The following is a 19,153-nucleotide window of genomic DNA, read 5'->3' as shown; positions in this document are numbered from 1 at the left end:
GAAAATGTAATAATAAGAAAAAAATGTTGTGAATCTACTGGTCTGATTATAAAATAGTAATGTTAAAGGCTGATTTAGTATAATTATTTTTGCTACATTTGAACAAATGAAAACAAAATGTTAATTTATAGACTAAAAAACTATTTTTTCCTTTTTTCTTTTTTATTGATTTCTGTTTCTGCATTTTCTCAAACGAGACCTGTCAGGAAGTCTGAAAAAATAAAACCTTCTGCGGCCAGTCTCAGAGCTGGAGCATTCATTGATGTGAATGTACCTCCATATACACCTTCCAATTATACACCGGAGCAGTTGGTAAAGAATATTCTGATCAATGGCGGTACCAACTGTACAACAGCCAATGTAACCAACGTTACCGTATCTCCTAATCATGATGTGACCAACAGCAACAGATTCTGGGGATATTTTCATAAAGGAACTACCAGCTTTCCTTTTACCGATGGTATTGTCCTTACTACAGGATACGCTTCAGAAGCCGGTAATAGCTATGTATCAGCTGTAGGACAATCAGTAGGAACAGGAAGTGATGCAGATCTTGTAGCCGCTACCGGAGCTACCGTTAGCTTAACGGATGCCGTGGCTCTTGAATTTGATTTCGTTCCGAATTCCAATCAGGTGAAATTTAATTATATCTTCGTTTCAGATGAATATACTTCCAACTATCCTTGTGACGGGTATTCCGATGCCTTTGCCCTTTTGCTGAAAAAAGTGGGAGATCCTACTTATACCAATCTGGCTGTACTGCCGGGAGGTGCGGGACCTGTAAGCGCAACCAACATCGTTCCTGCAGGAAACGGATTCAGCTGTGGGCCTATCAATGCTAATTATTTCGGGGCTTTGGCCAATCCGCATCTGGTTATTAATTACTATGGAAGAACAACACCTCTGACAGCTGTTGCAGATGTAATTCCAGGGCAGACCTATCATTTCAAAATGGTATTGGCTGATGCAAAAGATCCTTCGCATGACTCTGCAGTTTTCTTAGAGGGTGGATCTTTTGACGTGGGAATTAAAATTGTAGATGAAGCAGGAGTAGTGCTGCCGGGCAGTATCAACATGTGTGATAATACTCCAAAACAATTGAAGGCACAGGTAGCAGCTATTCCGGGCATGACTTATCAATGGTACAAAGACGGAGTGGCCATTCCGGGGGCAACCAGTGCCGTGTATGTAGCTACCCAGGCGGGAGTTTATACGGTAAAAGTAATGGTTCCGGGAAATCAGTGTCCTGGCGAAGCTACTATTACCATTGTTGGAGGAACAAGCCCTACTGTACAAAATGCTGAGCTTAAACTCTGTACCACACCAGCAATTACCAGCTTTAATCTGGAAACAGCAAAACCTCTGATCAGTACAACGCAGGGAGCGGTATTCCGTTTTTATGCGAATCAGGCTGATGCGCAGGCTCAAAATAACAGTTATATCACCAATCTTACCAATTATACAGGAACAGATGGACAGATATTATATGTTCTGGTTTCCAATGGTGCTTTCTGTAGTAAAATTGCAACCTTAACGTTAAGAAAAGAAGAAACACCAACAGCATTGGTTACAGCACCAAGATTGAAAATCTGTGCCGGAGAATCCGTATTGTTAACCGCTACCGGCGGTGTAACCTATGAATGGAGTGATTCAGCAGCCGCTACCGGAGGAATCAGAACGGTAAGTCCAACTCAGACGACTACCTATACGGTATATGCTATCGGAGCACAGGGATGTAAATCTCTTCAGCCGGCACGTATTACCATTGAAGTAGTACCGGCTATTGTTTCGAATTTAAAAGGCGGCCATATCTGTCAGGGAGATAAAATTATTCTGGATGCGGGTTCAGGACCAGGATATACCTATCAGTGGAGTACTGGTGAAACGAGTCAGAGCATTACTGTAGGTACTCCTGGGGAGTATTCAGTAGTAATCAGTAACGGGGTTTGTTCAAAAGAGTTCGAAACTCAGGTGATTAAAGCTGTAATTCCGGAAGTGATAAAAGTGGATTATAATGAGAGTGGAACCATGATCATTACAGCAAGTAATCCAAGTAACGGTATCCTGGAATATTCAGTAGATAACGGAGTTACATGGCAGTCTTCCAATGTATTTAATAATGTCCCTAAAAATAAAATCATTTCAATCAGAGTTCGGGTTAAATTTACAAGCTGCGTAGGTTTCCTTGAATTCTTCACATTCGTCATGAAAAATGTAATTACTCCAAACGGGGATAATATTAATGATACCATAGATTTCAGTGGTGTGGTTAATTATAAAGACTTCAGCGGACAGGTTTTCGACCGATATGGAAGAGAAGTATTCAAAGCAGAAAAGACCAGACCGTATTGGGACGGATATTTCCAGGGTAAAAAGCTTCCTACTTCAACATATTGGTATCAGGTAACCTTCGAAGATCCTGCGAGCAAGGAACTTACCGTGAAAACAGGCTGGATATTGCTTAAAAATATAGAATAATTTGAACTATAATTGAAAGACTGACTATTTTGTCAGTCTTTTTTTATTATTTTAAAATAAACAGAGTTGATATTCTAACATAAATAAATTTGCGTTAGTAATAATGTAAATTGTGTTAACTTGAATTTCAATTAAAAAAAATAGTATTTTTGTTTAAAATAATATAAAATGTTAAATAGGAGGATAGGAAATTTATTTTTAGCGTTATTTTTAGCTTTCATGGGGAACTTTATTTTGGCTCAAAATAAAGGAAGGGTAGAAATAGCATCAAAACCTACTGCTGCTTCTTTGAGAGCAGGTGCCTTTATAGATGTGAATGCACCCAGTTACGCGGAATCCGGCTATCCTATTACCCAACTGATCAATGATGTTCTCATATCCGGAGGTTCCACCTGTACCAGCTCAACAGTAAGTAATGTAACTGTTTCCCCCAACCTGGCTGCTACCAATCAGAACAGAAGCTGGGGATATTTTAATAAATCAAATACCAATTTTCCTTTCAGTAAAGGGATTATCCTTTCTACCGGATATGCCAATAAAGCAGGGAACACTCTTCAGGGAACTTTAAGTGATGATCTTGGAACCGGAGGTGATATAGATCTTGCGAATGCGTTGGGAATCGGTAATACTAACCTCACCAATGCCACCTCTATAGAATTTGACTTTGTGGCTGCCTCTACTGAAATTTCATTCAGATATTTATTTGCTTCTAAAGAATATCAGCAAAACTTTCCATGTACCATCACGGACGGTTTTGCTCTGCTGTTAAAAAAATCAACAGATCCTACTTATACCAATCTTGCAGTGCTTCCGGGAGGAGCAGGGCCTGTTAGTGTAACGAATATCCACCCGCAATATCAAAACTGCGGGCCTAAGAATGAAGCCTATTACGGAGGAACCAATACCGCTCAGATTGAAACCAATTTTAATGGACGTACTATTCCTCTGACAGCAAAAGCAACTGTTATTCCCGGGCAAACTTACCATTTTAAAATTGTGCTTGCGGATTATCAGGATCCCAACTTTGATTCAGCAGTATTTCTTGAAGCAGGATCATTTGATATCGGGGTGAAAATCTTGGATCCGGCTGGCGTGCAGCTTCCTGACTCTGTCAATATGTGTGATAATACACCACAGACTTTTACAGCCTCTGTGCAGGGACCTAATATAACGTATCAGTGGTATCAGGGTACTACTCCGATTGCAGGAGCTACCAATGCAAGTTACACGGCAACTGCACCAGGGGTATACACCGTTAAGGTTTTCATCCAGGGGAATACCTGTCCAGGAGAAGCTACTATTACAGTAGTTGGCGGAACATCTCCTACAGTACAGAATGCTACATTAACAGCCTGTTATGCTGCCGGAAATGCAACTTTTAATTTAACATCAGCACAAGCTTCGATAAGTACTACTCCGGGAGCTGTGTTTTCATATTATACTACCTTGGCGGATGCCAATGCAGGAAATGCCAATACAATCCCTAATCCAACAGCTCATCAGAGTGCAGGTGGAACGGTGTATGTAAGAGTAGCCAACGGTTTCTGTGCAAAAGTAGCACAACTCCAACTGGTAAAAGCTCCACAGATGATACCTACCATTGCCCCTCCGGCAGTGCTTACCTGTAACAATTCTCAGACCACGCTGGATGCATCAGCTTCCGTTTATCCGGCAGGTGCTACTTTCAACTGGACGACTACGGGAGGGAATATTGTTTCAGGGGCAACGACTTTAAATCCTGTGATTAATGCTGCAGGAACTTATACTTTAACCATTACAAAAGTGTATCAGCCTGGAAATATCAGCTGTACAGCGGTAGGAACCGTAACCGTGACAGGAAACAGCGCTCCGCCGGTTACCGGGCTTACAGCAAGCAAAATAAAAATCTGTAAAGGAGATTCTGTAACACTTACCGCTTCAGGCGGGGCTACCTATAACTGGGGTAATGGCCTTACAGGAAACGGCAGTACACAGGTTGTTTCACCTACTGCCACCACTACTTATACCGTAACAGCAGTAGGGGCGAATGGCTGTGTTTCTCAAAACCCTGCAACGATAACAATAGAAGTTTCAGAACCTTTTACAGCGCAAAATGCAATACTTCATAAATGTTATCAGCCGGGATTAACTTATAATCTTACAGAAGCCCAGCCTCAGATCACTACTACTGCAGGAGTTACTTTTACTTACTACGTCAATCAGGCTGATGCCAATGCTGCTAACGGAAACTTTATTGTAACGCCTACAACATATACGCCGCCGGGAGGAAGCCAGACTATTTATGTACTGGTAAGTAATGGAGGCTGCAGCTATGTAGTATCTCTGCAGTTACTAAGCACGGCTCAAACTACGCTTACCATTGCTGCACCACAAACAATTACCTGTACAACACCACAGGTTACCATCAATGCATCAGCGTCTGTTGTACCGGCAGGATCTACCATTGCATGGACAACCACCGGAGGTACTATTGTCTCCGGAGCTAATACACTTACCCCTGTTGTAAGTGCCGGCGGAACCTATACTTTAACAGTGACGAATGTATCACAGCCAGGAAACCTGAGCTGTACCTTTACTTCGACAGTAACAGTACAGGAAGATAAAGTACAGCCTGTTGCTGCATTAGTTTCATCACAACCCCGTATCTGTGTGGGAGAATCCGTAACATTAACGGCTTCCGGAGGGGTAACTTATAACTGGGGAAATGGTCTTACAGGAAATGGAAATACCCAGGTGGTTTCGCCTACCACAACTACTGTATATACGGTATTTGCCGTTGGAGCTAACGGATGTATTTCTGCTACACCAGCGTCAGTTACTGTTCAGGTAGGTCCGCCAATTGCAGGGCTTACAGCATCTAAATTAAAAATCTGTGAAGGTGAATCTGTAACATTGACTGCCACCGGTGGAATTACATATAACTGGATAGGTCTTACAGGAAACGGAAACACTCAGGTAGTTACTCCTACAGCAACAACAGAATATTCAGTATATGCATTGGGAGGAAACGGATGCAGCTCTGTGGATCCTGCCAAAGTTAAGATTGAAGTCGTTCCTGCAATCGTTTCTACATTAAAAGATGTATTTGTCTGTGCCGGAGATAAAGGAACGCTGGATGCCGGTTCAGGACCAAACTATACTTATGTATGGAGCACGGGAGCCACTACTCAAACCATAACAACGAATATTCCCGGAACATATTCTGTGACAATCAGTAATGGGGTTTGTTCCAAAACTTTCTCAGCACAGCTTATTAATCCTGATCTGCCGCAGTTTACCAATATTGTGTATGATAATCACATTCTTACGCTTACGGCAAGTAACCCTACAGGCGGAGTTTTAGAATATTCCATCGATGGAGGATTGACATGGCATGAATCGAATGTGTTTACAGGTATTTTGAACAATACCATGTATACTGTAATGGTTAGAGTGAAAGGTGCTAAATGCGGTACTTCGCTGGATTATTTTACATTCATTATCAGCAACGCTATTACCCCTAATATGGATGGTATCAATGATACTATTGATTTCACCGGAATAAGCGGTTACAAAGACTTCGCAGCTTCTATTTTCGACAGGTACGGTGCTGAAGTATTCAAAGCAAGTAAAGGAAATGTTATCTGGACAGGATCTTTAAAGGGAATTAATCTTCCTACTGCTACTTATTGGTACAGGGTACAATGGGAAAATCCAGCCAGTAAGAAAATGGAACAGCGTTCAGGATGGATTCTCCTGAAGAACAGAAACTAGATTTTATAAAAATAAAAATCAAAAAAAAAATCTTTCAGTAATGAAAGATTTTTTTTTGATTTGATGAATAAATATTATCATGTTTTGTGAATTATTTAAAATAAGTGGAAAATATGTTAAAATGATTTGTAATACGATGCTGGCACAAGAAGTATGATTTGTCCGGATAGGGATTGATTAATGAAAATTTACTGTAAAAGCTTCTTGTTTTGTTTTTTTATAGTAAAAAATATAAATATGTATGCGAGATATTTAAAAAAAAATTAAATTTGTTGAAACAAAAATATTATGAGAAGATATCTACCGCTTTGTTTATTTTTTTTAGTCATCTCGACTTTTTTATTTTCACAAGATCTGCCACCACGAAAACACGCCAAAGAAACACCCTCAAATCTGTCTGCCAGAGCTGGTGCTTTTATTGATGTGAATGCTCCGCAGTATCCTGAAACCGCTTATACTATTGAAAAAATGGTTAAAGATGTATTGATCTCTTCCGGGACCAATACCTGCCTTACTCCCAATGTAACCAATGTGAAGATTACTCCTAACCACGCTGCAAGTGAGGCAAACAGAGCATGGGGATATTTTCATAAGGCTGCAACCAATTTCCCTTTTAAAGACGGGCTTATTCTTTCCACAGGGTATGCAAGAAGAGCTGGTAATACTTTTGAGGGTGGTCTGAGTGATGTCAACGGTGGAGGATCAGATGCTGATCTTGCACAGGTGATCGGGGTTGTGGAAAGCAGACTGAATGATGCCGTTCTTTTGGAGTTTGACTTCGTTCCTACAACTTCTCAGATCAAATTTAATTACCTTATTGCATCAGAAGAATATACTGGATCTTTCCCTTGTACCTTTGCAGATGCATTTGCTATTTTGCTTAAACCTACCTCAGGAGGACCTTATGTGAATATGGCAGTACTTCCGGGAGGTGCAGGTCCGGTGAGTATTACCAATATCCACCCTGCAATCGGAACCAGTTGTGGTGCTGTAAACGAACAGTATTTTGCAGGATATAACACCGGGAACGTTGAAACCAATTTTAACGGGAGAACAATTCCATTGACTGCCACAGCCACAGTAGTAGCAGGACAGCAATACCACTTCAAAATGGTAATTGCCGATTACAGTGACCATAGTTATGACTCTGCCGTATTCCTTGAAGGAGGATCTTTCAATATCGGGGTAGATCTTTTAGATCCTGCAGGAACAAAACTGCCTTCAGATATTAATGTATGTGATAATGTACCTCAGGTCATTACAGCTTCTGTAAATGATCCTAACCTTGTTTACCAGTGGTTCTTTAATGGAGCACCAATCCCGAATGCTACAACCAATACCATTACTGCAATACAGCCCGGTACTTATACGATCGAGGTAAGTGTTCCTGGTAACCCTTGTCCGGGTAAAGCTTCAATCCAGATTCACGGAGGAACAACACCTCAGGCTCAGGATGCTACATTGCTGCTTTGTACCACACCGGATATTACTACTTTCGATTTAAGTACAATTATGCCTACCATCAGCCCGACGCCTGGAGCTGTCTTTAAATTCTATGAAAATCAGGCGGATGCTGTTGCACAGAATAACAACTATATTCAGACACCTTTAAATTATAATGGTAACGATGGCCAGATTCTGTATGTTCTTGTTTCCAATGGAGGATTCTGTAGTAAAATTGTAGAATTGACATTACAGAAAGAAGCCACGCCAACCGCTAAAGTGAAGGCTTCCAGAATTAAAATCTGTCCGGGAGAATCCGTAACCCTTACGGCTGAAGGAGGAGATACCTATCTTTGGAGCAATTTCATGGGAACAGGGAATATGCAGACGGTTACTCTATATCAGACTACAACATTTACAGTATATGCGATTGGGGCAAAAGGATGTAAATCTCTTAATCCGGCAACGATCAGAATTGAAGTGACACCAGAAATTACCTCTACATTAAAAGATGTTGAAATGTGTGTCGGTGATATTGTAACTCTGGATGCAGGAGCTGGCGATGGCTACAAATATCTTTGGAGTACAGGTGCTACAACACGTAAAATTAATGTAGACCAATGGGGAATCTACTCAGTAGAAATTGATAATGGTATCTGTAAGAAAGTTTTTGAAGCCAAAGTAATGGGGGCAGCAACTCCTTTTGTTACTGCATTAAATTATGAAAGCATCAAAAAAACAGTAACAATTACTGCTGAAAACCCGCCAATGAACAATACACCAAGCACTTTGGAATATTCTCTTGATGGTGGTATCACATGGCAGGATTCAAACGTATTTACGAATCTTTTAGACAATACAAACTATACTGTTTTGGTAAGAAGAGTAGGGACACACTGTGTAGGATCTCTTGAATTCTTTACATTGCAGATCAACAATATCATTACTCCGAATGAAGACGGAATCAATGATGTATTGGATCTTAAGGCTCTTGGAGACTTTAAAAACTTTACGGGTTCTATCTATGACAGATATGGAGTGGAAATGTTCAGATTCTCAAAAGAAAATCCTGTCTGGGACGGAACAGTAAGTGGTAAGAGACTTCCTACGGCAACTTACTGGTATAAGTTCAATTTTGAGTATCCGAAATCAAAAGCCCAGATGAACTGGTCAGGATGGATCATGCTGAAAAACAGAAACTAAAATTGATAATGTACTATAAAAGAAAGCCTTTCGAATTTATTTGAAAGGCTTTCTGCTTTTAACAGACAGTGTATTGTAATGTATTCAACAAAAAAGCTCCCTGTAAGGAAGCTTTATAATGATTATTTTATTGATTTTCTTTCCACAGATTGGCAAAGTGTATAAAATCTGCTACACTAAGTTCTTCGGCTCTCTTATCTAAAAATTCGTGTCCTTTCAAGGCTTCAGGAATATTGAGTGTTTTTAAAGCATTGGAAAGCTTTTTCCTTCTTTGGTTGAAACCTGTTTTTACAATCTGCTTAAACAGAACTTCATTGCCTGCAAGCCCTTCTTTAGGGTTTCTTGTAAGTCTTATTACTCCCGATTTTACTTTTGGAGGAGGATTGAAGACATTCTCATGTACCGTAAACATATAAGATACATCATAATAAGCCTGTATCAGAACAGAAAGAATACCATAATCTTTAGTTCTCGGAACAGCTGCCGTTCTTTCCGCTACCTCTTTCTGGAACATTCCTACCATTTCCGGGATCAGCTTGTAATGATCTACAATCTGAAACAGAATCTGTGAAGAAATGTTATAAGGGAAATTACCAATGATCGCAATCTGATCATCCTTGATAAAACTGAAATCCTGCTTCAGAAAATCGCCAACAAAAGTTTCTTCAGTTACTTTTGTATAGTTGTTTTTCAGGTATTCTATAGATTCCGTATCTATTTCGGCAAGATAAATGTTCTGATCCTTTTCAAGAAGATATTTGGTAAGAACCCCCATTCCGGGACCTACTTCCATGATGTTGGTATAGTTCTCAAAACTAAGACCTTCTACGATTTTTCTTGCGATATTTTCATCTGTCAGGAAGTGCTGTCCAAGATGTTTTTTTGCTTTTACACTCAAAGTTTTTTATGATTTTATTAACAGTGATTTTCTTTATTTCGTCCCAAATTTCGGAAGATTTTTTCTATTTTAGCCAAAAATTTTAATATTAATGGCTAAATCTGTAGATGAATTTAATAAGAAAAGGCTTCGGTCCAGCAATATTACAGTAGTGATAAGTATTGCCTTAGTGTTATTTTTGTTAGGATTAATGGGGCTTATTCTGATTAATGCCCAGAAGTATTCTGACTATATCAAAGAACAGTTGGTAGTGAATGCCTACTTTGATGAAAACTATGACGCTAAAGATTCTGTAAAAATTGCAAAACTTGAGGAAGAAACTTTTAAAAAGGTACAGTTATTAGCTCCTGTAAAAAAAGCGACTTATATTTCAAGAGAAATGGCGGCAAAAGAAGCCAAGAAAAGTATGGGAATCGACAGTGATGCATTGTTTGAGGAAAATATTTTCCCTTCTTCTATTGAAGTGGCTTTAAAGCCGGAGTTCGTAGATCCAGCAAAAATTGATGAAGCTATTAAAGAAATCAAATCCGTTCCCGGAATTATTGATGTTAAAAATGACAGTACTCTGATGGTAGATGTCTACAATAACCTGAGCAGAATCCTGAAATGGATCTTAGGATTTTCGGTTCTGTTCCTGATATTGGCTGTTGTATTGATCAACAACTCTATCCGTCTCAAAATATTCTCGAAGAGATTTATTATTAAAACTATGCAGCTTGTAGGGGCGAAAAGAAGATTTATCCTTAAACCTTTCATTGTGGAAGCTATTATTTTAGGAGCTATCGGTTCTGTTATAGGTCTTCTCGCTTTGGGCGGAGTCTGGTATTATTTCACAAGTCAGATTGGTTCTGCTTTCGTACAAGACAATAACCAGTACTTCTGGTTAGTAATCCTGGTACTGGGTGTTGGAATTTTTATTTCTGTCTTAAGTACCATTTTCGCTACATGGAGATTCTTGAAATCAAACGTTGACGATTTATATTACTCTTAATAATGAGCAAAAAAACAAATAAATTTTCTGCTTCAGACTACGGGCATGAAGCTGAAGTACCACAGGAAAACGCTTTCTATTTCGGACAGCAGAATTTCAAATGGATGCTGATCGGATTAGCCTTCATTGTAGTAGGATTTCTACTTATGATGGGACCTGATGCCAATACGGTAGACGGAAAATTTGATCCTAACTCATGGAATGACGGGATCTTTTCTATCAGAAGAATCAGAATAGCACCTCTGTTCGTTGTTATAGGATTTGTAATAGAAGTGTACGCGATCTTAAAAAGAAAATAAATAAAATAATTTTATTTAAGGATTAAAAAATTTAAGAATTGAAAGATGTAAGCCAGTGAGCTGATTTTTTAATTCTTAAATCTTTTAATCTTTTTAATTTTTAAAAGAATATGGATTTAATCAAAGCAATTATTATTGCCATTGTAGAAGGGTTGACGGAATATCTTCCGATTTCCTCTACAGCACATATGGGATTTACTGCGAATCTTATGGGGTTGGAAGAAACAGAATTTTTAAAAATGTTTCAGGTGTCTATTCAGTTTGGAGCTATTCTATCGGTGGTAGTAGCTTATTGGAAAAAGTTTTTTGACTTAAATAATATTCAGTTCTATTTCAAACTTGCATTTGCGGTCGTTCCGGCTTTGGTGTTGGGATATTTATTCGATGATAAAATTGAAGCCGTTCTTGGGAACCAGATTGCGATTTCTTCCGTATTGGTGTTGGGTGGTGTAGTTTTATTGTTTGCCGATAAATGGTTTAAGAATCCTAAGATTGATGATGAAAAAGGAATTACGATAAGAAATGCTGTTACCATTGGTTTCTGGCAGTGTCTTGCAATGATGCCGGGTACAAGCCGTAGTGCTGCTTCCATCATTGGGGGAATGGCACAAGGTCTTACCAGAAAGGCTGCTGCAGAATTCTCTTTTTTTCTTGCAGTTCCTACCATGCTTGCGGTAACTGTGTACTCAGTTTTTGTTAAGACCTGGGGAAAAGAAACCGCAAATCCACAGAAAGGATATGAAATGATTATGTCTTCACAGGATCACATTATGATCTTCGTGGTAGGAAATATTGTAGCATTTATTGTAGCACTTATTGCCATTAAAGCATTTATTGGTGTGCTTAACAAATATGGATTCAAACCTTGGGGCTGGTACCGTATTTTTGTTGGAGTTGCCCTGTTGATTTATTTTTATTTCTTTAAATAATGCAAAACATATTATTTAAAGAGAAATTTGTTTATCTACTTTGTCTGTTATTTTTCATCCTTGGTGGCTTTATCTTTATTCCTTTAAATATCCATCCTTTTGCTTATAATGTAGGTTTAGAACATGATATTTTTGTAACAAGTATTCTTATTTTTGCAATTATAATTTTCATTTTCTTGATTAACAAAAAAAGAATTACAATACGATTAATAAATATTTATCTCATATTAGTTTTATTAATAAATATTAAATCTTTTATTGCTTTATTTTTTAATCATTATTATGATTATATCCCTTATTATTGTAAAGCTGTAATAACTGTATTTTTAATAATTCTTCTTTATCTTGTAAATAAATATAAAGTTAGTTTCAAACAAGTGAGAGAAATAGACAATATTGGAAAAGAATGACTGCTGAAGAACTGAAATCAGGATACATTTTTTTATTGGATAAGCCTTTGGACTGGACTTCTTTCCAGGCTGTCAATAAAATGAAATATAAACTTAAGAGGGAGTTTGATCTTCCTAAAAAATTTAAAATCGGACACGCCGGAACTTTAGATCCCAGAGCAACTGGGCTTCTTATCGTCTGCTGTGGAAAATTTACAAAGAAAATTCCTGAAATTCAGGATGCTCCCAAAGAATATTGGACAGAGATCAAGATTGGTGTACAAACGGAATCCTATGATACTGAAAAGCCTGAAATTCTTCAACAGGATATCTCGCATATTACTGAACAACAGGTAAAAGAAGTGTTGGAAAAATTTGTTGGAGAAATTGAACAGAAACCACCTGTTTATTCGGCTATTAAAATTGATGGTGAAAGAGCATACAACCTTGCCAGAGCTGGTGAAGAAGTGGAAATGAAAGCAAGAAAAACAACGATCCATTACATCAAGGATATTAAAATTGATTTTCCTGTGGTGAGTTTTATGGTAGGATGTTCAAAAGGAACCTACATCAGAAGTCTGGCCCATGATATCGGGCAGGAATTGGGAGTAGGAGCTTATCTGACACAGCTGAGACGTACCAAGATTGGTGACTATGCCATTGAAGATGCTACAGATCAGTTCCTGAATAACGAGTACAGATTCGAAAGCCTATGAAAATAAAATTATCCATTTTCTTATTAATATTTTCTTTTTGTAAAGCATTTTCTCAGGATACAGAAACTGGAAAATCAAAAATGGATTTTTACTTCAATCCTTCTCTGAATGTAGGATTTAATATTAATAAGAAGAACCAGACCAGCAATTCGCAGTATATTGAAAACAGATCTTCACTAGGAAATCTTACTTATGGGATTACTGCTGTGGGTGGATATAATTTTCTTCCTAACTTTGCATTGGGAACAGGATTTAAATATAGCTTTATCCAGGATAATTATCATCTGATTTATTGGGTTATTCAGCCAAAGATTATTTTTTCTCCTGGCGAAAGACCTTTTTATATCGATATTAATTATGGAAAACAACTTAATCACTCTGCTGTTTCAGATACTGAATTCTGGGGCGGAAGACTGGGAATGCAGGTTTCCTATTCAAAAAGATTGAGCCAGGAAGGAGGAATTGTTTTTGAATCACATCGGCTGAAAGACGGAGCTGACGGTTTTTTCATAGGCCTAAGCTATGGAATTACTCTTTTCAGCAATAAAAATTATACAGGTTACGGAAAAGACTAATGGAAAAGACACGTATTAATAAATATTTATCAGAAGCAGGATACTGTTCGAGAAGAGCAGCTGATAAACTTTTGGAGGAAGGCAGAATTAAGATAAACGGGAAAATTCCTGAACTGGGAACCAAAGTTTCTGATGAGGACCTCGTAGAAGTGGACGGAAAACCCATCAGAGAACCTCAGGAAAAACCTGTGTATATCGTTTTTAATAAACCGGTAGGAATCGTTTGCACTACCGATACCAAACGTGAAAAAAATAATATCGTAGATTATATCAACCACCCGAAAAGAATTTTTCCTATCGGAAGACTGGATAAGCCTAGTGAAGGGCTTATTCTCTTAACGAGTGATGGTGATATCGTCAATAAAATCCTGAGAGCTCGAAATAATCACGAGAAGGAATATCTGGTTCGTGTAGACAAACCGATCACTCCAAAATTCCTGGAGAAAATGAGAAATGGAGTTCCTATCCTTGATACTGTGACTAAAAAATGTGAGGTAGAGAAGATTGATGAAATGAATTTCAGAATTATCCTTACCCAGGGACTGAACAGACAGATCCGAAGAATGTGCGAATATCTGGGGTATGAAGTTAAAAAACTGAAGAGAATCCGTATTATGAATATCAAACTTGATTTGCCGATAGGGAAATGGAGAGATATGACTGATGAGGAGCTTAATACCTTAAATTCTTTGCTGGTAGATTCCAGTAAAACATTTGATTAAAAATATCTAAAATATTGTAAAGGTTTTAATTTCATGACCTCCGGTATTAATTGCCGGGAGTTGTATTTATTATTGTTATCTGTTATTTTTCACATATTAGTGTAATATATTTTCATTTTCATTGGAAATGTTTTATATTTATAATACTAACAATGATAATCACAAAACCATGAAATTAAAATTGAATTCAGTGTTCTTATTTGTTATTCTGCTAATATCTACGGGTTGCCTAAATGAGAACCATAATCCCGATCATCCCCATAATACCTCGTTTTACATTGATTACAGAAGTCTGAAAGGGTCATCAGACGGAATAGCCGTTATAGAACTTGATCCTGAAGCTCCGAATTTTGGAAACATCAGCAGTAAGCTTGAATTGGGTAATGGGGTATTGCCTCATCATATTTATTACAATCTGGATGCAAAAAAAATGTTTACCACTGCTTTGGGAGGCAGTTATCTCTATGAAATAAAAACGGATAAGGACCAATACGGACAGCCGAAATTAATAAGCGCAACTCCTATTGATACGGGCGAGAATACAGTAGGTGAAAACTTGTTTTTCACAAATGACGGTAGATATTTTATGACTTTTATGGGTGGGGCAGGAGGTCCGAAAGACGGAAGTATTGGCGTTTTTAATGCTAATAATAATCAGCTTATCAAAACGATTAAAGCTCCCATTCAGGCTAATCCCGGTAAGTTTATCATGTATCCGCATGGCATTTCCGTTAATGAGGAGAAAGGATTAATGATGGTGACTTCTACCATTCACCCTGATCTTACCACAGGAATGGGAAATACCTGTACTTTGTTAGATATGAATACCTATGAAATCAAGGAAACATACCAGGTAGCAGACTCACCAACAGATTTGTCCGCTCCGGTTGAGGTATTGTTGCTTCGCGGAAAATTTCCACAATACGCACTTGCTACAACAATGCTTGGCGGTGATATCTGGATTGCCCCATACAATACCGTAGCCAAAAAATATGATGCTTTTACCAAGGTTTTTGACGGAAGTTCACAAGGATTAGGCTGGGCGCTTGAAATGTATATTGATGATACAAACAAGCTCTATGTAAGTTTTGCAGATCCTGGAAGAGTGCTTGTTTTTGATATAAATAATCTTCCCCAGCTAAAGCTTTTGAAGACTTTTGAAGCTGACAGAGGGGCGCATCATATGGCTTTCTTTAAAACCAAGTCAGGAAAAGATGTTGTAGCAGTACAGAATAACCTATTGGATCTTCCTAACTTAAATTCCGGTACGATTAGTATCATTGATATTAATTCCGGCAAAAAATTAGGAACAGTAGATTTAAGGAATAAATATGGAATTCTACCGGAATCTATTGAAGGAACTAATGGACCAGGCAGTTATATGCATCACTAAAATGTAAGACATTATTTATAGTATAACTCTTCCGGAATATTGTTTCGGAAGAGTTTATGTCGACTTCTTGTTGTCATGTTATTTTACATATAATCTCATTCTTTCTTCATACTCAGGTTTCAGTTTTAAAAGTTTCCATATTTTTTTATCATCTGGATTACTGATCCTGTAGAATATGATTTTATCTGCTGAGTACTTGAAATAAGGATGATTTTTAAGCCATTCCTCCGGTGCATTTACTAATGAGTACCGGGGAACATCTGATGTATTCAATGGCGCTATTGAAATCAGTTTCTGAACCAGATCCTGATCGATGTTGTAAGTACTTAGAATTTGCTGCTTATTCATAAAACCTCCCAGTTTCTTTCTGAAACCAATGATTGAACCTGCACTTCTTTCATCCAGTCCGAATTCTATAAGCTGTTTAAACGTAATGGTATTAAGGTCTGTTTTTGAAAAGTCTGTTTTTTCCTGCTGTTTTTCCTGAAGTTTGATATAAGGTTTCATTTCCTGAAATTTCTCAGCAGAAATCACAAAACATTTCTGCAGATCGTCCAGGCTTTTAAAGCTTCCTCTTAAATTCCGGTTCCGGTAATTGAGGATTGTGATTGCTTGTTTTTCTGAGAATCCAAGTGTTTTCCAGCCCTCTAAGTCCAGTTGATTAGGATCAAAAATATGATATTGAATTCTGGATTTTACAGGATTATCCTTCGCGAAATTCCTGAAGTTTTCCGGAGTTTTTGCCGGCAGCAAAAGATAAGGTTCGATTTTGCTGTAATTTTCCGGGGAGATGATGAAGCATTCTTTAAACTTTTCCTTACTGATAAAACTTCCCCCGAGATAATTTTTATACTTTATAATAGCTTCTGCCTGCTTTTCACTGAAACCCATCTTAAGCCAGTCGTGGACAGAAAACTGATCAGGATTGAATTTCGCTGAAACCAGAATTTCTTTCTTTCCGTAGGAAGAGAATCCTTTTGGATCCTTTTTTTCTGTTACTTCAGGAAGTAAGATGAAAGAGGCAAGTTCACTGAATTTCTCTTCGGAAATAGCATAACATTTTTTCAACTGCTCTTTTGAAGTAAATTTTCCTCCTATCATATCTTTATACTTAAGGATAGTAGCAGTTTGTTTCTCTGAAAATCCAAGTTTCAGCCACTGTTCTTTGTCCAGTTGATTAGGATCAAAATCTGATAGATCCCGTATTGAAGAATCTTTAATAAAGGTAACTTCAGGAAAAGGTTCTTTTTCACGACTGGTGTATTTCTGATAGGCTAATAAAACAGTCAGCAATGTAACCATCAATGCCAGTTTCCGGTAATAGTCTTTTCTCATCATACAGTAAACCTATTAATAAAAATAAAGCACTGCAATAGCTGATAATGAAATGGTTAAAGATGATAAAGAGAAAGTGTTTTATGGTTTAAAAGGTGGTGGGAATATTGTCTTTTATGCGATATAATTTCGTAATTGATACTGAAATTCTTGATTGCTTTTTATATAGCATTTATTCAAACGGCTTGGTTTTTGTAATTTTTTCATTATACTTATTAACCTTATTAATTGATTTTAAATATGAATTACACTGAAGCATTGAAATACAAGGAAGAGGCATTGAAAAAAGCGGACAGTACAGTGGCTGACAATTACCATATTGTTATAGTTCCGGCTGATACGGCTGAAAGTGCAAGGTATATTGAAGAGTACACCAAAAAGCCTGAAAACTTCAAAGATGACAGCTGTAAGAAATACTGTTCAAACGGAGAATATCTGGTGGTGAGTTTTAAGAAAGAAGAATAATTTTGGACAAAAAGCAATAATGAATCATTGGTTTTCCCATGTGTTACTATCAATAAAAACCTCCACTGCAATGAATTGCAGCGGAGGTTTTATATTTTCAAAGCATTTAATCCTCTTCCCGTTCTCCTAAAGACTCTTTCAGCTTGATCAGTTCAGCTTTTACAAACTCCAGGCGGTCGATCAGGGTGATGGTTTCGGAAATTTTACTGTTGGTGGTCAGAGCGATACGGGCTCCGTCAAGGGTATATCCCTTTTCTTTTACGAGATGGTAGATCATCTGAAGATTTTTGATGTCTTCAGGAGTGAAATACCGGTTTCCTTTTCTGTTTTTTTTAGGCTTGATAATAGGGAATTCCTGTTCCCAGTAACGTATTAATGAAGTGTTTACATCGAATGCTTTCGCAACTTCTCCTATAGAATAATACAGCTTATCAGGTAAATTTATTTTCATTTTACAACTCCTAAACTTCAAAGATAAAAATTTTTTAAAGTTTCATCCAAAATATATTGTAAAAAGTGCGGTCAGACTTTGTTTTAAAGAAAAATAAAGATATAAAAATCATCATAAAAACAGCCATATTGGTCATGACAGAGAAGAAGGGCAGCTATTACCGGTTCTTTTTATCTAAATTTGTGAATCCTTAAGATATTTATCAATGAATCCGATCTCCGTTCTTCATATTGATCTTTTCCAGGCGGGTAAAAATACTTCAAATTTTTATTTTAACACCATGAAGAGTCATTTGGTGCTGGGACATCGTCATATAGAGAAGCCTCACAGACATGATTTCTATGCAGCAGTTCTCTTTACCAAAGGAACAGGAGTGCATGAGATCGATTTTCAAAGATATGAAGTCTCTGAAGGAAGTCTTTTCTTCTTGTCACCGGGGCAGATTCACAGCTGGGAGCTTTCGGAAGATATAGACGGTTACATTTTCTTTTGTTCCCAGGAATTTTATGAAATGCATTATGTGAATCAGAAACTCAGAAATTTTCCGTTTTTCGGATCCGTATCATTCCCGCGAAAACTACAATTGAACGCTCAGGAATTGAAGAAAAACATGAGTTTATTTAAAGAACTGGGAGAAGAGCATCAGGCTAAAAATATCATGAAAGAAGGCCTGATTTTATCATTAATGTCTCAGATTTTTATTAATGCTGCGAGATTGTTTTCAAAAGATTTTGATACAATGGATTCTGCTGCCGGACTTTCTTATTTTAAACATTATCAGGATTTTGAAAATCTGATTGAACAAAACTTCACAAAATACAAGTCCATTACGCATTATGCCTCATTGTTAGGTATTTCATCCAAACATCTGAACAGGATTGCCCAGACTGTTGTTCAAAAAACAGCAACTGATGTCATTACTGAAAGAGTAGTGCTGGAAGCCAAAAGAATGCTCATGTATCTCGACGAGAGTTTGGTGGAAATTGCCTTTAGACTGGGATACGAAGAATATTCCTACTTTGTAAGAGTATTCCGGAAAAGCTCCGGAATGACTCCTACGCAGTTTATGAGGAAATATAAGGCTTAATGAGTTCCAAATTCAAAGTTTAAGGT

At 37.6% G+C, this 19,153-nt stretch carries 16 protein-coding genes; 13 read left to right on the top strand and 3 right to left on the bottom strand.

Going from position 1 to position 19,153, the window contains the following annotated elements; genetic code table 11:
• Positions 1 to 117 precede the first annotated feature (117 nt).
• The 3 genes from LIV57_RS17055 (at position 118) to LIV57_RS17045 (ending at position 8,877) form a co-directional block, all read left to right on the top strand.
• Positions 118 to 2,478: a choice-of-anchor L domain-containing protein gene (locus LIV57_RS17055; RefSeq protein ID WP_227943575.1), complete on the top strand. Its 2,361-nt coding sequence runs from the start codon at positions 118 to 120 to the stop codon at positions 2,476 to 2,478.
• Between the two features lie 168 nt (positions 2,479 to 2,646).
• Positions 2,647 to 6,231 (top strand): choice-of-anchor L domain-containing protein, encoded by a 3,585-nt coding sequence (locus LIV57_RS17050; RefSeq protein ID WP_227943574.1) that lies wholly within the window; start codon positions 2,647 to 2,649, stop codon positions 6,229 to 6,231.
• A 288-nt stretch (positions 6,232 to 6,519) separates the two neighbouring features.
• Positions 6,520 to 8,877 carry a choice-of-anchor L domain-containing protein gene (locus tag LIV57_RS17045; RefSeq protein ID WP_227943573.1) on the top strand — a complete coding sequence of 786 codons (2,358 nt, stop codon included), beginning with the start codon at positions 6,520 to 6,522 and terminating at the stop codon, positions 8,875 to 8,877.
• 127 nt (positions 8,878 to 9,004) lie between these two features.
• On the opposite strand, the gene rsmA is transcribed toward LIV57_RS17045, so the two are convergent.
• On the bottom strand, positions 9,005 to 9,775 hold the full coding sequence (gene rsmA / locus LIV57_RS17040; RefSeq protein ID WP_227943572.1) for a 16S rRNA (adenine(1518)-N(6)/adenine(1519)-N(6))-dimethyltransferase RsmA: 771 nt from the start codon (positions 9,773 to 9,775) through the stop codon (positions 9,005 to 9,007).
• A 91-nt stretch (positions 9,776 to 9,866) separates the two neighbouring features.
• On the opposite strand from rsmA, the gene LIV57_RS17035 reads away from it, so the two are divergent.
• The 8 genes from LIV57_RS17035 (at position 9,867) to LIV57_RS17000 (ending at position 15,789) form a co-directional block, all read left to right on the top strand.
• Positions 9,867 to 10,766 (top strand): cell division protein FtsX, encoded by a 900-nt coding sequence (locus tag LIV57_RS17035; RefSeq protein WP_110009307.1) that lies wholly within the window; start codon positions 9,867 to 9,869, stop codon positions 10,764 to 10,766.
• Positions 10,767 to 10,768: 2 nt separating this feature from the next.
• Positions 10,769 to 11,065 carry a DUF3098 domain-containing protein gene (locus LIV57_RS17030; protein ID WP_227943571.1) on the top strand — a complete coding sequence of 99 codons (297 nt, stop codon included), beginning with the start codon at positions 10,769 to 10,771 and terminating at the stop codon, positions 11,063 to 11,065.
• A 110-nt stretch (positions 11,066 to 11,175) separates the two neighbouring features.
• Entirely contained in the window at positions 11,176 to 11,994 is an 819-nt protein-coding gene (locus tag LIV57_RS17025; protein WP_062671115.1) for an undecaprenyl-diphosphate phosphatase, read from the top strand.
• Positions 11,994 to 12,404: a hypothetical protein gene (locus tag LIV57_RS17020; protein WP_227943570.1), complete on the top strand. Its 411-nt coding sequence runs from the start codon at positions 11,994 to 11,996 to the stop codon at positions 12,402 to 12,404. The genes LIV57_RS17025 and LIV57_RS17020 overlap by 1 nt, the downstream gene beginning before the upstream one ends.
• Positions 12,401 to 13,099, top strand: a complete 699-nt coding sequence (truB, locus tag LIV57_RS17015; protein ID WP_227943569.1) for a tRNA pseudouridine(55) synthase TruB — start codon at positions 12,401 to 12,403, stop codon at positions 13,097 to 13,099. Before LIV57_RS17020 ends, truB begins: the two co-directional genes overlap by 4 nt.
• Positions 13,100 to 13,179: 80 nt before the next feature.
• Positions 13,180 to 13,674, top strand: coding sequence for a hypothetical protein (locus LIV57_RS17010; protein ID WP_202838510.1), 495 nt, complete (start codon positions 13,180 to 13,182; stop codon positions 13,672 to 13,674).
• Positions 13,674 to 14,396 (top strand): 23S rRNA pseudouridine(2604) synthase RluF, encoded by a 723-nt coding sequence (gene rluF / locus LIV57_RS17005; protein WP_110009312.1) that lies wholly within the window; start codon positions 13,674 to 13,676, stop codon positions 14,394 to 14,396. Before LIV57_RS17010 ends, rluF begins: the two co-directional genes overlap by 1 nt.
• A gap of 169 nt (positions 14,397 to 14,565) precedes the next feature.
• On the top strand, positions 14,566 to 15,789 hold the full coding sequence (locus LIV57_RS17000) for a hypothetical protein (protein WP_227943568.1): 1,224 nt from the start codon (positions 14,566 to 14,568) through the stop codon (positions 15,787 to 15,789).
• Positions 15,790 to 15,867: 78 nt separating this feature from the next.
• Here LIV57_RS17000 and LIV57_RS16995 read toward each other — a convergent pair whose 3' ends face one another.
• Positions 15,868 to 17,127, bottom strand: a complete 1,260-nt coding sequence (locus LIV57_RS16995) for a helix-hairpin-helix domain-containing protein (RefSeq protein WP_227943567.1) — start codon at positions 17,125 to 17,127, stop codon at positions 15,868 to 15,870.
• A gap of 237 nt (positions 17,128 to 17,364) precedes the next feature.
• On the opposite strand from LIV57_RS16995, the gene LIV57_RS16990 reads away from it, so the two are divergent.
• Entirely contained in the window at positions 17,365 to 17,589 is a 225-nt protein-coding gene (locus LIV57_RS16990; protein WP_202838507.1) for a hypothetical protein, read from the top strand.
• A gap of 106 nt (positions 17,590 to 17,695) precedes the next feature.
• Here the strand turns inward: LIV57_RS16990 and LIV57_RS16985 are convergent, their stop codons facing one another.
• Positions 17,696 to 18,040: a MerR family transcriptional regulator gene (locus tag LIV57_RS16985; protein WP_062671077.1), complete on the bottom strand. Its 345-nt coding sequence runs from the start codon at positions 18,038 to 18,040 to the stop codon at positions 17,696 to 17,698.
• 205 nt (positions 18,041 to 18,245) lie between these two features.
• On the opposite strand from LIV57_RS16985, the gene LIV57_RS16980 reads away from it, so the two are divergent.
• Positions 18,246 to 19,127 carry an AraC family transcriptional regulator gene (locus tag LIV57_RS16980; RefSeq protein WP_227943566.1) on the top strand — a complete coding sequence of 294 codons (882 nt, stop codon included), beginning with the start codon at positions 18,246 to 18,248 and terminating at the stop codon, positions 19,125 to 19,127.
• Positions 19,128 to 19,153 lie beyond the last annotated feature (26 nt).

This window comes from Chryseobacterium sp. X308 (assembly GCF_020733145.1).
In the GTDB taxonomy this organism is placed as follows: domain Bacteria; phylum Bacteroidota; class Bacteroidia; order Flavobacteriales; family Weeksellaceae; genus Chryseobacterium; species Chryseobacterium cupriresistens.
Note: the sequence above shows the minus strand (reverse complement) of the source record. Positions and strands in the feature narration are given on the sequence as shown.

Bases quoted from the DNA above. Each gene is read 5' to 3' on its own strand.
- LIV57_RS17020 (WP_227943570.1), top strand. From the start codon at position 11,994: ATGCAAAACATATTATTTAAAGAGAAATTTGTTTATCTACTTTGTCTG.
- LIV57_RS16995 (WP_227943567.1), bottom strand. From the start codon at position 17,127: ATGATGAGAAAAGACTATTACCGGAAACTGGCATTGATGGTTACATTG.
- LIV57_RS17010 (WP_202838510.1), top strand. From the start codon at position 13,180: ATGGATTTTTACTTCAATCCTTCTCTGAATGTAGGATTTAATATTAAT.
- LIV57_RS16985 (WP_062671077.1), bottom strand. From the start codon at position 18,040: ATGAAAATAAATTTACCTGATAAGCTGTATTATTCTATAGGAGAAGTT.
- truB (WP_227943569.1), top strand. From the start codon at position 12,401: ATGACTGCTGAAGAACTGAAATCAGGATACATTTTTTTATTGGATAAG.
- LIV57_RS17030 (WP_227943571.1), top strand. From the start codon at position 10,769: ATGAGCAAAAAAACAAATAAATTTTCTGCTTCAGACTACGGGCATGAA.
- LIV57_RS17025 (WP_062671115.1), top strand. From the start codon at position 11,176: ATGGATTTAATCAAAGCAATTATTATTGCCATTGTAGAAGGGTTGACG.
- rluF (WP_110009312.1), top strand. From the start codon at position 13,674: ATGGAAAAGACACGTATTAATAAATATTTATCAGAAGCAGGATACTGT.
- LIV57_RS16990 (WP_202838507.1), top strand. From the start codon at position 17,365: ATGAATTACACTGAAGCATTGAAATACAAGGAAGAGGCATTGAAAAAA.
- LIV57_RS17045 (WP_227943573.1), top strand. From the start codon at position 6,520: ATGAGAAGATATCTACCGCTTTGTTTATTTTTTTTAGTCATCTCGACT.
- LIV57_RS17050 (WP_227943574.1), top strand. From the start codon at position 2,647: ATGTTAAATAGGAGGATAGGAAATTTATTTTTAGCGTTATTTTTAGCT.
- LIV57_RS17000 (WP_227943568.1), top strand. From the start codon at position 14,566: ATGAAATTAAAATTGAATTCAGTGTTCTTATTTGTTATTCTGCTAATA.
- LIV57_RS17055 (WP_227943575.1), top strand. From the start codon at position 118: ATGTTAATTTATAGACTAAAAAACTATTTTTTCCTTTTTTCTTTTTTA.
- LIV57_RS16980 (WP_227943566.1), top strand. From the start codon at position 18,246: ATGAATCCGATCTCCGTTCTTCATATTGATCTTTTCCAGGCGGGTAAA.
- LIV57_RS17035 (WP_110009307.1), top strand. From the start codon at position 9,867: ATGGCTAAATCTGTAGATGAATTTAATAAGAAAAGGCTTCGGTCCAGC.